At 41.9% G+C, this 13,107-nt stretch carries 10 protein-coding genes; 7 read left to right on the forward strand and 3 right to left on the reverse strand.

The genetic code is table 11. The features are described 5' to 3' along the window. On the reverse strand, window positions 1-1,912 hold a 1,912-nt coding region (locus VF500_RS21195; protein ID WP_330861590.1), incomplete at its 3' end, for a valine--tRNA ligase. Window positions 1,913-2,686: 774 nt separating this feature from the next. Between VF500_RS21195 and VF500_RS21200 the strand changes: the two genes are divergently transcribed. Both VF500_RS21200 and VF500_RS21205 read left to right on the forward strand, forming a co-directional pair. Beyond that, the gene (locus tag VF500_RS21200) at window positions 2,687-4,762 is read left to right on the forward strand and encodes a M13 family metallopeptidase (protein WP_330861591.1); all 2,076 of its coding nucleotides are present in this window, start codon (window positions 2,687-2,689) and stop codon (window positions 4,760-4,762) included. 399 nt (window positions 4,763-5,161) lie between these two features. Next, window positions 5,162-5,608 carry a DUF1569 domain-containing protein gene (locus VF500_RS21205; protein ID WP_330861592.1) on the forward strand — a complete coding sequence of 149 codons (447 nt, stop codon included), beginning with the start codon at window positions 5,162-5,164 and terminating at the stop codon, window positions 5,606-5,608. A 128-nt stretch (window positions 5,609-5,736) separates the two neighbouring features. Here the strand turns inward: VF500_RS21205 and VF500_RS21210 are convergent, their stop codons facing one another. Continuing rightward, entirely contained in the window at window positions 5,737-8,229 is a 2,493-nt protein-coding gene (locus VF500_RS21210; protein ID WP_330861593.1) for a TIR domain-containing protein, read from the reverse strand. 152 nt (window positions 8,230-8,381) lie between these two features. Between VF500_RS21210 and VF500_RS21215 the strand changes: the two genes are divergently transcribed. The 3 genes from VF500_RS21215 to mnmD all read left to right on the forward strand — a co-directional run bounded on the left by VF500_RS21215 (window position 8,382) and on the right by mnmD (window position 10,797). Beyond that, window positions 8,382-9,728, forward strand: coding sequence for a rhodanese-like domain-containing protein (locus tag VF500_RS21215; RefSeq protein ID WP_330861594.1), 1,347 nt, complete (start codon window positions 8,382-8,384; stop codon window positions 9,726-9,728). 233 nt (window positions 9,729-9,961) lie between these two features. After that, window positions 9,962-10,084, forward strand: coding sequence for a hypothetical protein (locus tag VF500_RS21220; RefSeq protein ID WP_330861595.1), 123 nt, complete (start codon window positions 9,962-9,964; stop codon window positions 10,082-10,084). A gap of 38 nt (window positions 10,085-10,122) precedes the next feature. Continuing rightward, window positions 10,123-10,797, forward strand: coding sequence for a tRNA (5-methylaminomethyl-2-thiouridine)(34)-methyltransferase MnmD (gene mnmD / locus VF500_RS21225; protein WP_330861596.1), 675 nt, complete (start codon window positions 10,123-10,125; stop codon window positions 10,795-10,797). Between the two features lie 8 nt (window positions 10,798-10,805). Here the strand turns inward: mnmD and VF500_RS21230 are convergent, their stop codons facing one another. Continuing rightward, window positions 10,806-11,636, reverse strand: coding sequence for a hypothetical protein (locus VF500_RS21230; RefSeq protein WP_330861597.1), 831 nt, complete (start codon window positions 11,634-11,636; stop codon window positions 10,806-10,808). Between the two features lie 138 nt (window positions 11,637-11,774). On the opposite strand from VF500_RS21230, the gene mazG reads away from it, so the two are divergent. Further along, window positions 11,775-12,578, forward strand: a complete 804-nt coding sequence (mazG, locus tag VF500_RS21235; RefSeq protein WP_330861598.1) for a nucleoside triphosphate pyrophosphohydrolase — start codon at window positions 11,775-11,777, stop codon at window positions 12,576-12,578. A gap of 73 nt (window positions 12,579-12,651) precedes the next feature. Next, entirely contained in the window at window positions 12,652-13,083 is a 432-nt protein-coding gene (locus VF500_RS21240) for a hypothetical protein (RefSeq protein ID WP_330861599.1), read from the forward strand. The last annotated feature ends 24 nt before the right edge of the window (window positions 13,084-13,107 follow it).

Raw genomic sequence — 13,107 nt, forward strand, 5'->3', positions numbered from 1 at the left:
AGGCCTCTGATAAACGGTATTGGGCAAAGTTGGCTTCAATTTCAGTAAGGGCCTGGTTAAACCTGTTGCCAAACCATTCAATGGCTACGGCATTAGGGTTAGCAAAGTTTTCATCAACCTCCCAGCCTTTTACCAATTTAAACGCGTTCCATACTTTATTGGCAAAACCACTGCCCTGTTTGCAATAGCTTTCATCAAACATTAAATCGTTACCGGCAGGCGAGCATAGCAACATGCCCACACGTACGCCGTCGGCACCGTATGTCTCGATCAGATCCAACGGATCAGGCGAGTTGCCCAATGATTTCGACATTTTACGGCCCTGCTTATCCCTCACAATACCGGTAAGGTATACGTTCCTGAACGGTACTTCACCCCTGAACTCGTGACCAGCCATGATCATCCTGGCTACCCAGAAAAACAAGATCTCCGGCGCGGTAACCAAATCATTAGTTGGGTAATAATAGTTGATATCAGCATTGTTAGGGTCTTTAAAACCATCAAATACCGAAATTGGCCACAACCATGATGAAAACCAGGTATCCACCACGTCTTCATCTTGTCTCAGATCAGCAGCAGTAAGCTCCGGATTTTTAAGCTGTGCTTCCTTCAATGCTTCTTCAGCATTTTTAGCGATCACAAACTCACCGTTTGGCAGGTACCATGCCGGGATCTGTTGTCCCCACCACAGCTGGCGGCTGATATTCCAGTCCCTTACGTTCTCCATCCAGTGGCGATAGGTGTTCACAAACTTCTCAGGGATCAGTTTGATCTCGCCATTCAGTACATAATCCAAAGCAGGTTTGGCCATCTCGCCCATCTTGCAAAACCATTGCATAGATAGTTTTGGCTCAATAACCGCAGTAGTACGTTCACTGAAACCAACCTGTGATTTATATTCTTCAACTTTTTCCAGTACACCGGCTTCTTCCAACAGTACAGCTATTTTTTTACGGGCGGCAAAGCGGTCTTCACCAACCAATATCTGTGCTTTCTCGTTCAGCGTACCGTCGTCATTCAGGATATCAATAACCGGGAGGTTATGACGCTGACCCAGTTCGTAGTCATTTAAATCGTGTGCAGGCGTAACCTTCAAACAGCCTGTACCAAAATCCATGGTCACGTAGTTATCCAATATCACCGGGATCTCACGGTCAATAAGTGGGATATATACCTTTTTACCATGCAGGTGCAGGTAACGCTCGTCATTAGGGTTGATACAGATAGCTGCATCGGCCATGATAGTTTCCGGGCGGGTAGTAGCGATGGTCAGGAAGTCGGACACTGACTCCGTGCCTTCCACTTTATACTTAATATAATAAAGTTTCTGATTAACTTCCTTACGAATAACTTCTTCGTCGCTCACCGCGGTTTTGCCCTGCGGGTCCCAGTTGATCATGCGGATACCGCGATAGATCAACCCTTTTTTATACAGGTGGATAAAGGTATCGATAACCGCTTCGGACAGGTTCTCGTCCATGGTAAATTTGGTACGGTCCCAATCGCATGAGGCGCCTAATTTTTTAAGCTGTTCCAGGATAATACCGCCGTATTTTTCCTTCCACTCCCAGGCGTAGGTTAAAAACTCTTCGCGGGTAAGGTCTTTTTTGCTGATGCCGCGCTCTTTAAGCATAGCAACAACTTTGGCTTCGGTAGCTATACTGGCGTGGTCGGTACCGGGAACCCAGCAGGCATTTTTGCCTTTCATACGGGCGCGGCGAACCAGCACATCCTGAATAGTATTGTTAAGCATGTGCCCCATGTGCAAAACCCCGGTAACATTTGGCGGCGGAATGACTATAGTATAAGGCTCACGCTCATCAGGCACCGACTTAAAAAAGCCGTGCTGCAACCAGTAACTGTACCATTTTTCTTCGGTTTCTTTAGGGATATATGTTTTAGCAATACTCATAACGCGCAAAAATACGATAGTTAGCGGTTCATAGCCAAAGGTTGAGGGATTTTTTTGTGGTTAGCTCATGGTTGATAGTTCATAGATCATGGTTCATAGCTGCGGACAAGAGCGCAGGCCGCATTAGATGGCAGCGGATACCGGCCAACGAGCCTAATGCCCCGATGGACATCGGGGTAAACTCTGCAGGCGTATGAGCGTACAGCCCGGGCCACAGGCAATGCCATGGTAGAGATTAGTGGTTGGTGGTTAGTTGTTTGTCTGAACCTGAATTTTTAGAATTAAAGAATTAACAGAATGCTAAGTAAATTCGAAAAATTCCTTAATTCGTTTAATTCGAGTTCAGACAATGGCGTTGCCTGCGGCCCGGGCTGTACGTTGCAAGTCCTCGCTTTTCCTTCCCCCAATCCCTGCACGCGCTGCGGGCTGTCCACTACCATCCCTAACGCAAATTGCACTTCTGTAAAATCATTCTCTCCACAACTGTAATCTATAATCTACACACAAATCAACTATAACCTATATGATCCATCAACCATGAACAATCAACCACCAACCAAATCCACTACCACAATATTTTTACAATTAACCAGTTATTATAGATGTAACATTCAAATTGTCATGAAAACAATACCCTTACACCGTTTCTGGCTTGATATTTTGAAAAAAACAAAGCTCGACGCCATTATCAACTGGTTCAATCACTAACGGCCTGCCCCCGGCTATTTTTGCTTAATACCTGTTATTTGTTAACTTTAATTTTTAAGTATTGACATGAAATTAAAGTTTAACTATTTATTACTGGTCGCCGGTTTGGGCATGTCGGTAAATGTTTTCGCTGTGGAAGGTCCCAAACCCGTAAAGCCAAAGCATAAAACTGCTACTCCACCTAAAAAATTTATTGATCCCGCCAACATGGACCTGAGCGTAAAGCCCGGCGACGATTTTTTTGAATATGCCAACGGCGGCTGGTTAAAACAAAATGGCATCCCGGCAAAAGAAACCCGCTGGGGCAGCTTTAATATCCTCCGCCAGGAAAATACCAATAAACTCATCGGTTTGCTGAACGAAGTAAGCCAGACATCGGCCTCGCAACCTAAAGGCAGCCTGAAACAACGTGTTGGCGATCTGTACGCCAGCGGCATGGACAGCCTTACTATCGAAAAACGTGGTTACGATCCCCTTAAAGCCGATCTGCAGCGTATTGGCCGGTTAAAAACCCTCGATGATTTTATTAACGAACTGGTTTATGAGCGTGTTAACGGACTAAACTCCCCTATTTTCAGGTTTGGGGTTGATCAGGACGAAAAGAATGTAAACAAATACATTGTAACCCTTGGCCAGGGCGGCATTAGCCTGCCTGACAGGGATTATTACCTCAAAAACGACACGCGTTCAAAAAAAGCCCAGGAGGCTTTGAAAAAGCTGGCCGTAACCTTGTTCACACTTACCGGGAGCAGCCCCGATGAGGCAGCTAAAAATGCAGCGATAGTTTATGACCTGGAATATACCTGGGCCAAAGCACAGCTTAGCCGTGTAGCCATGCGCGATCCGCATGTTACCTATAACAAGTTCCTGGTGGCCGATTTTGAAAAGCAAACCCCTCACTTAAAATGGTCGAAAATATTACCGGCCCTTAACGCAGGCGGTCAGGATAGCATCCTCGTTGGTCAGCCATCATTTTTCAGGGCCACCGACTCGTTATTTGCGGTTACCCCAATTGCTAAATTAAGAATATACCTGCAATGGAGTATGCTAAGAGGAGGTGCCAATGGATTAAGTTCTGACTTTGTTAACGCAAACTTTGCCTACAACACCGTGCTAAGCGGTCAAAAAGTACAGACACCACGTACCGAGCGTACAAGTGCCCTCGTTGACGGTACCATCGGCGAATTATTGGGTCAGCTTTTTGTTGAAAAATACTTCACACCTGCCGCCAAACAGTACATGGTTGATTTGGTGAATAACCTTAAAGAAACCCTCAGCGACCGGATCAAACGCCTTGACTGGATGAGCCCGGCAACCAAAGAACGCGCGCTTAAAAAACTCAATGCCTTTACAGTAAAGATCGGCTATCCTGATCATTGGGAAAAATACGATGGACTGGTGATTAACCGTGACGATTACTTTGGCAACCTACGTGCGCTAAATAAATGGCGTTACAATTTTAATGTAACACGTTTAGGCAAACCTGTTGACAAAACCCGCTGGGGAATGACTCCTCCTACAGTCAATGCATATTACAACCCAACCAATAACGAGATCGTGTTCCCTGCCGGCATCCTGCAATTCCCTTTCTTTGATTTCAATGCCGATGATGCTGTTAATTACGGCGGTATTGGCGCTGTAATAGGTCACGAAATGACCCACGGCTTTGACGACTCGGGCCGCCAGTACGATGCCGACGGTACCCTGCGCGACTGGTGGACAAAAGACGACGCCGACAAATTCAAGTCGCGCGCCGACCAGGTTGTTAAGCAGTATGATGCCTTCACGGTTCTTGATACCCTGCATGTAAACGGCAAACTTACCCTTGGCGAAAACCTGGCCGACCTTGGCGGCTTGAACATTGCTTACGAAGCATTCAGCAAAACCAAACAAGGCCAGTCGGCTAATAGTATTGATGGCTTTACGCCAGATCAGCGTTTCTTTTTATCATGGGCACAGGTATGGCGTGCTTCGCAAACTCCCGAATCGGCAGCGCAAAGGATCCTGACAGACCCGCACTCTCCTGAGCAGTTCCGCACCAATGCGCCTATAACCAATATCAATGCCTGGTACAAAGCGTTTGACGTAAAGCCCGGCGATAAAATGTATAAAAAACCAGAAGACAGGACCAAGATCTGGTAAACCAGATTTTGTTTTCATAAAAAAAGAGGCTGTAATGATCAGCCTCTTTTTTTATGCAGATACTTAAGCGATGATAGTTTTGGATTGGATCAACCGTACTTACAAAAGGGGGTTAACAGGGTTAACACAATTCGGGGTTAACATTTACATATATAGCTAATAATCAAATAATTAAATGTATTTTATACAAAATACGTGTTAACCCCCTTTTTGTATAAATATTATCGGCTAAATTTCAATTCATAGATAACACAACACCGAGGGTGGTTAATTTGATTTATGATACGGCCTGTTTTGTTTTATAAAATATTGGCATAAATCCTCCCTGCTTATGGCTCAAAAACGCCTGTGCCTGTTTGTAATTTCGTAGTAGCTTTATGGCATAAACCTTTTAAAACAATGAAAACAATATTTGATAAAGAAACCCGCGACGGCCTGATCAGCAGGATCAACTTACTTGATGAAAACAGCAAACCGGAATGGGGCAAAATGAACGTTTATCAAATGCTGAAACATTGCACCCTTTCAGAAGAAATGTACCTGGGGATTAAAACGTATAAACGCGCGTTCATTGGTCGCCTGTTTGGCAAAGTGGCGTTGAAAAGCATGCTCAAGGATGATAGTCCCTTAGCAAAGAATAGCCCAACGGTTCCGCAATGTAAAGTAACCGAACAAATCGGAGACGTAGCAGCTCAGAAAAAACGATGGATCGAACTCGTGGAGGAATATGGCAAGACTACGAGAACCGATTTTGAACATACTTTTTTCGGGAAAATGACCAGGGAGCAGATAGGGCAATTAGCGTATAAGCATGTGGACCATCATTTGAGGCAGTTTAGTAATTAGGGGCGGATGGATTTTATCTACAACTAGTTATTATTTATAAACTTCAATCCCTAATTAATTTAATAATATAGCCACAGATAGTGCCTTATTTTAGAAGAACTATCATCTTTAGCGTTAATATATAGTACTTATGAGGCTTGCGAAAGATTATTTCGCCCATTATAATAAGAAGTCACCTCCTTTATTATATTCATGTACTTTTCTTCTGTAACACCGCAAGACAAAAGAAAACTTAAATCTCTGTTAATTTTATTGGAAAAATCTTTCTCACTATTTAAACCGACGATACTTTTTTTATAAAAATCGATTGCCTTCGAAATATTCCCTTCAAATATTTCGAGATGTCCTAAATTCCCATATATAATTGGGCTCGTAATCTTATTCAAAGCTGCCTCTAAATATTTCCTGGCTAATTTAAAATCTCTCTTGCTTAGCATATTCATTCTCCCCAAACACAATAGACTCCAAACATCTTTAGAATCTTGCTCATATGCTTTTACAGCAAAATCTATTGACGATTCGAAATTCTTAGTAAAACAATAACTTTCCGCCAAACCTCGATAGCAAAATCTTAATTGCTTTGTTGTTGCCAATTCCATCGATTTAGTATAATATTTAATAGACGAGCTGTAGTCTTCGATTTCCAAGAAAGCATCCGCAATATTAATTGTGAAAGTGTAATCTGATTTATATTTTTCTAATCCAAGTTTCGATACTTCAATAACCTTATAATAGTCCTTAATACTTTCATAATAATCGCACTGTATCAAAAAAACTTCTTTTCTAAATGGAAAATCGATTTTCGCTTGCTCAATAAACTCTAATGCACTGTTGTAATTTTTAAGAGCTATATAGCATCTAATAATCCCCCTTACATCATAAATCCTTTTTGAGTTTAAAGCATGGTTCTTTTTAAAATGTCTTAATGCGGATATATAATCTGGCTTTTTTAAATTTAAATAGCAGTCTGCAATCTTCGAATTTGCTGCTAAGTTATCGGGGGCGATTTCCAGAAGCTGAGATAATTTACCAATAGCTTCCTTATACTCATTTTCATCCATAAGCATACTCGCACTAAGATCCAATTCGCTTTTTTTATTCAGGATCACATTTTTTAGTTTGGTACGGCTAATACTTATATTATTAACAAACAAATCCGATATTGTTATTTTGGGATAAAAATTAAGGAAATTATAATATTCACAAATTAAATTTTGATAGGGTTCAAAATTTGCTGACAATTGCAAACTGTCTTTTATTATTTTCTTTTCATCATTATTTAACTTTTTAACAGTTAAGGAATTATTCCCTAAGGCCAAGCATAAGGCATATTTATGACAAGCCAACAATGGCAATACATCCAAATATTCATTAAAATGATCAGAGTCAATATTACTGTTATTCTTTTGTAGCGCATGTTCAAATACCCTATTTCCCTCATAAAATGGCAGAAAGCAATTTAACGGAGAGTTAAAAAAATCTTCTTTATAAATATTAGGGTTGAAAACATTTTTGGAATATAGTTGATATCTAAAAATCGTATCGATTTTACTTAGACCGATTTGTACTTTACTAATCTCTTGTAGCGTTTGAAGCCTAATTTTCAAATCGTTAAATCTATTCCATTTATTTTGATGATATACCAATGATATTACGATACCTATCAAAGCACTTTCCCATACTCCTTCTTCAAAATCAGTCAGAAAGTCAATAAGTATGTTAACTTTTTTGGGATCAAAAACTTTAGAAGCTATTAATGATAATGTTAATGAATTAACTAATACCTTTCTTTCGTACCATTTATGTGTTTCTCTTCTTTCACGAATATTTTGAATATCCTGAGTGGTAATTGAATCTAATTTTTCAGAAGTATAGACTTTATCAAATAGATTAAATATTAAATTATCTCTTAAAGAAGGAATATTTTCAATTTTCTCATCAAGTTTACCTATTAATTCATTGTAAATTTTGTCACGTAATTTTTGAACTTCCTCAAAATCTTCTTTAGAACTATCATAATCTAACTTTCTAATATTCTGACTTATAAGATTAAAAGCTTCCCCCAATGTTTTTTCATCTATTCTTTCATCTTTTTTTTTTATTTCAGTCAAAATAACATCTTCGACTTTTGTTGATATGTTGCCAACCTGCTGTTCAATTAATTTCTTTTTTTTTATTTCTTGAATAGTTTCTTTTAGTCTTTGAGTCACATCATTGAATGCAGTGTCTCTATCATCCCATTGTTTAATGGGTTTACCGTTTTTAGGTAAAGCTTGTAGTTTTTTAAAGGGACTGTTTTCATGCTTCCAATCGCATTCCCTCAGAATAACAGGAACTACAATAGCTTGACCAGTCTCATGCATCTCCACTGCTTTTTTGACTTCAATGTCATAACAATATTCAGAAACTAAAAAATCGCTGCTAACAAGAAGCAGAATAATATCAGCGCTTTCTAACTTTTGATTGATTTCGCTATCCCATTCCTGGCCTGGAGATATTTGTCTAAAATGCCACTCGTGAAGATCATTGTAGCGTTTTAACATTATCAGTGATTTCTCTAATTCATCGCGATATTCTTCATCCTTTTGCGAATAGGAATAGAAAAGTTTAATCGGCTTCATTCTCTAATTAGGTTTAAAAACAATAATACTTAATAATTCCCCATAAGCAAAAATATTTTCACATAGGTTCACTTAAATTATAATCAATATTTACACCACTCAAACATTGCACGAATAAAACATTCCGCTTAAGCATTATCTTTGCGGCAAATATGATCATTCAGCAATTTTACGATAAAGGCCTGGCGCACGGCTCATATGCCGTGATCCGCACGGGCAAAATGATAGTTATTGACCCGGCCCGTAATCCGCAGCCTTACTATGACTTTGCGGCACAGCATGATGCCGATATTGTGGGGGTTATTGAAACCCACCCGCATGCCGATTTTGTAAGCTCGCACCTTGAAATTCACCAAACAACCAGTGCTGTTATTTATTGCAGCAAACTCACCGGCGCAACATATCCGCACGAAACTTTTGATGACGGCGATGTTATCCAGCTTAACGATATCAAACTAAAAGCCATCAATACCCCTGGCCACTCGCCCGATTCTATCTGTATTTTACTGGTAGATGAAGAAGGCCGCGAAACCGCCATCTTTACCGGCGATACGCTGTTTGTTGGCGATGTAGGCAGACCGGACCTACGGGAAAACGTGGGCAATATCACCGCAAAAAAAGAAGAGCTTGCCCGCCAAATGTTCCAAAGCACCCGGCAAAAAATCATGACCCTGCCCAAAAACGTGGTGGTTTACCCGGCGCATGGCCCCGGCTCCTTATGCGGCAAAAGCATGAGCCCCGATCTGGAAAGCACCATCGGTCGTGAGCTGCGTGAAAACTATGCTTTGCAATTAATGGACGAGCTGGAGTTTGTTAAAACCCTTACTACCGATCAGCCTTTTATGCCCAAATACTTCGGCCGCGATGTGGAGCTGAATAAAAACGGCGTTTCGGGTTTTGAAGATAGCATAGCTGCTGTGCCAAGCATTGATGCAGAAAGTCTTTTGAAAAAAGGCATTTTAATTGTTGATGCCCGCCCCAAAGCACAGTTCAGGAACGGCCACCTGCACGGCGCCATCAACCTGCAGGACGGTGAAAAGTTTGAAACCTGGCTGGGTTCCATCATCGGTCCCGATGAGCAATTTTATCTTATTGCCGAAAACGAGGACAAGCTTGACATCCTGATAAAAAAAGCAGCCAAAATTGGCTACGAACAAAATATCAAAGCTGCGTTGTTAGCTCCTGTAAATGCTAAGGAAATATTCCCCGACCTTGATTTAGATGCCTTCAGGGCAAATGAAGGCGATTATACGATAGTTGATGTACGTAACCACGGTGAAGTTGCAGCAGGTAAGGTATTCAAAAATGCCATCAGCATTCCCCTGCCTGAACTACGTGAACGTGTTGGCGAGATCCCTTCGGATAAACCAATCGTGGTACATTGCGCGGCAGGTTACCGCTCGGCAGCTGGTGTAAGTATTGTTTCCGCTACAGTTACAAGTGTGCCTGTTTATGATTTGGGTGAGGTTGTGACGGAGATGATGAAGGAAGTTCACTAATAAGTACCAAATAATTAACGTCATTGTGAGGAACGAAGCGTTTCTACCTTAACGACTTTGAAAAATGTTTGTCATGCTAAGTGTTTAAATCCGATGGACTCTGAAGGAGAAATGACATTAAACTATTGTCATCCTGAGGAACGAAGGATCTTCTTCGCCCTGTATAGCGACCATGTATTTTGCAGAAGATTCTTCGCTATCGCTCAGAATGACAAGCGTTTTTTAAACATGTCATGGGTAGGTACGAAGCATCTTCTTCACTCTGTATAGCCGCTGTACATATCGAAGAAGATCCTTCGCTATCGCTCAGGATGACACTCTTTATTGAACATTCTCTTTTAGCAGCCATTGCGTAATTTTGAAACTCACAATAACGCGTATACAATAACTTTCCATGTCTCAACTAACCATAGTCCCCACTGCCGACGGCTCCAACACCATTTACAACGCCGAAGTAGGCGAGCATTACCACTCGCGCCACGGGGCTTTACAGGAGAGTTTGCACGTATTTGTTAAATCGGGATTGCAATATTTCCTTGACCGGAACGACACTACCGAGGTGAGCATCCTGGAAGTAGGTTTTGGCACCGGACTCAACTTTTTATTAACTGCTGATGCATGTACCGGTAAGCAAATACAGCTTAATTATACCGGCATCGAAGCTTACCCGGTAAATACTGACATGATGTTGCAAACCGGTTATCAGCAATATATTCCGGAGTTATTGTGGCAGCAGTTCAATAATAGTTACACTGATGCCCTAACCGGCAAAGTTGAGATCAACCCAACAACCAAACTACATATTGCCCATACCAAACTCCTGGATTTTAAAACGGATGAGCAGGTTGATATTATCTATTTCGATGCTTTTGCCGCTATTCATCAACCCGAAATGTGGAACGAGGAAGCCATTGGCCATACCGTTAGCTTTTTGAAACCGGGCGGTGTATTTGTTACCTATGCCATTACCGGCAACCTGAAACGCATGCTAAAAAGCATGGGCTTTAAAGTAGAAAAAGCACCGGGAGCACCGGGCAAACGCGAAATGCTCAGGGCGGTAAAACTTTAGCCTTTCCCTTACAAAAACCGGAACCCTACGTTAAACTTTAGCGTAAAGCCGTTGGTTGTTGGCAATTCGCGGTAAGCAAACTGGCCTTGCGTTGCTGCACTGCGGGTAGCATAAATGATTGGACCGCCGCAAAGCGAAAATGCCAGTCGCGAATTAACAGGAGCATAATTAAGCGATGGGCCAATCAATAAACGGGCGCCGCCTTCGGCCTCATCAGCTTCCCAAAAACCTTCCAGGTCCTGCCCTACGGCCTCAAAGCCGCCAAAAAGTTGTCCGGAGATATGACGGTGTACACCAACGCTGGTTATCAGATCCAAACCGTCGCGGTTAGTAGCAAATGCTTTTTCAAACCTAACGTTGGCACCAAGTTTCCAATTTGTTACTTCGTACGCGGCAGTTATCCGGCTAAATGCTACACCATCACTGTTAAACTCCCTCCTGAAACCAAGGCTTGCCCCTGCCCTGAAGCCCATGGGCTGATTTCCGCCGATAAAATCACGAAGTACTTCGGCTTGCTGCAGTGTACGCACACCGCCGTTATTGCTAAAACCTGTTCCCAACATCGCCATTAAGGTAAACTTGTTGCCCAGGTACCCCTTAGCCGAAAAATTTTGATCAACACCGTCAAATCCAAGCGGGGTAACCGTACGCTGGCCATATCCACCCGAATAATTTAAACTCCAGTTGCGGCCCTGCGGGTTAAGCGTACTTACGGTAAACAGGAAGGGCTGAGGCTGGCTAAAGGTGCTGTTTGCCACATCGCCGGCAGGCAGTTGCTGGGCGTAGCCCGCTTTAAATATCGAAACAAAAAGGAAGATAAACAGGTAAATTTTTTTCATGGTAAAATGTGCTATTGAGCGGCATTAACAATTGGCTAATAAAATTAATTAATGTTAGCTTAAAATTAATGATACAGTAAGTTTTCATTAAAGATGTTATCATACCTTTGCAGCATAAGTATTCATTATAAATAATTTATGCCTTTAAAAGCCCCTGAAACCGCCCCTACCGCCACCATCGCATTCAATCGCCTGCTCATTATCATGGACGACCTGCGGGCCAATTGCCCATGGGATAAAAAGCAAACGCTTGAAAGCCTGCGCCACCTTACTATTGAAGAAACCTACGAACTAAGTGATGCCATTTTAGGCGGCGATATGCCCGAAATAAAAAAGGAAATTGGCGATATTATGCTGCACCTGGTGTTCTACGCCAAAATAGCTTCCGAAACCAACGACTTTACCATTACCGATGTACTGAACAGCGTTTGCGATAAACTGATCAACCGCCATCCGCATATTTATGGCGATATCGAAGTACAAAATGAGGAAGACGTAAAACGCAACTGGGAGCAGATCAAGCTTAAAGAAGGCAACAAATCTGTTTTAGGCGGTGTACCTGCTTCCTTACCGGCGCTGGTAAAAGCATCGCGCATACAGGAAAAAGCACGTGGTGTGGGGTTTGACTGGGAGGAGAAAAGCCAGGTTTGGGCAAAGGTTGAGGAAGAGATGCAGGAGTTTAAAAATGAATTTAACGCCGAAGATGAAAGCACCATCGACCATGAAAGGGCTGAAGCCGAATTTGGCGATCTGCTGTTCTCGCTCATCAATTACGCCCGGTTCATCAATATCAACCCGGAGAATGCCCTCGAAAAAACCAACAAGAAATTCATCAAACGCTTTCAGTATCTTGAGCTTAAAGCACAGGAAAACGGCAAACAACTGCATGATATGAGCCTGGCCGAGATGGATGTTTTTTGGGATGAAGCAAAAAAATTATAAAATGTTGTTGCCTGGTGTATCGTTTTATTAAAAAGATGCGTAATGGTTAAAAATTGATAACGAGATAAGATTTATGAAACGTAATTTATTTTACCTGCTGCCATTACTGTTAACATTAGGTGTAGCCTGTTCGCCCAAAAACGAGGTTGTTCCTGTTGCCCAGCCGCAAGGCAATTTCACCGGAACATTTGGTGCTCTTGTTAAAAAAGCAAGCGGCGCCGGTTATGATACCATCCGCGATACTATAAGCTTAAAGCTTACTGCAACGGGATCATTGTTTAAAGTAGCAGCCAATACCAGGAAACATGTGGCAAGTTACGGTGCTTTTGCTTACAACGGCTATTATATCCAGTTTAATGACTCATTGGCGGTTGTTCCCGGCGTTAATAAATTTCACCTCAGCAAGGTTTACCAATACTATTATGACGGTAATGTATTACAGATGCAGCGTAACACCAACGGCGATACACTGACTGTTCAATACAACTTAAAGAAAACTAATTAACTAAAAGTCCAATTGTTTTAATTA

Origin of the sequence: Mucilaginibacter sp. (assembly GCF_036383575.1) — a bacterium.
In the GTDB taxonomy this organism is placed as follows: domain Bacteria; phylum Bacteroidota; class Bacteroidia; order Sphingobacteriales; family Sphingobacteriaceae; genus Mucilaginibacter.

What these genes read in the sequence shown, in the direction of transcription:
- VF500_RS21205 (WP_330861592.1), top strand. Translation starts at nt 5,162, where the DNA reads ATGAAAACAATATTTGATAAAGAAACCCGCGACGGCCTGATCAGCAGG.
- VF500_RS21230 (WP_330861597.1), bottom strand. Translation starts at nt 11,636, where the DNA reads ATGAAAAAAATTTACCTGTTTATCTTCCTTTTTGTTTCGATATTTAAA.
- mazG (WP_330861598.1), top strand. Translation starts at nt 11,775, where the DNA reads ATGCCTTTAAAAGCCCCTGAAACCGCCCCTACCGCCACCATCGCATTC.
- VF500_RS21240 (WP_330861599.1), top strand. Translation starts at nt 12,652, where the DNA reads ATGAAACGTAATTTATTTTACCTGCTGCCATTACTGTTAACATTAGGT.
- VF500_RS21200 (WP_330861591.1), top strand. Translation starts at nt 2,687, where the DNA reads ATGAAATTAAAGTTTAACTATTTATTACTGGTCGCCGGTTTGGGCATG.
- mnmD (WP_330861596.1), top strand. Translation starts at nt 10,123, where the DNA reads ATGTCTCAACTAACCATAGTCCCCACTGCCGACGGCTCCAACACCATT.
- VF500_RS21220 (WP_330861595.1), top strand. Translation starts at nt 9,962, where the DNA reads ATGGGTAGGTACGAAGCATCTTCTTCACTCTGTATAGCCGCTGTACAT.
- VF500_RS21215 (WP_330861594.1), top strand. Translation starts at nt 8,382, where the DNA reads ATGATCATTCAGCAATTTTACGATAAAGGCCTGGCGCACGGCTCATAT.
- VF500_RS21210 (WP_330861593.1), bottom strand. Translation starts at nt 8,229, where the DNA reads ATGAAGCCGATTAAACTTTTCTATTCCTATTCGCAAAAGGATGAAGAA.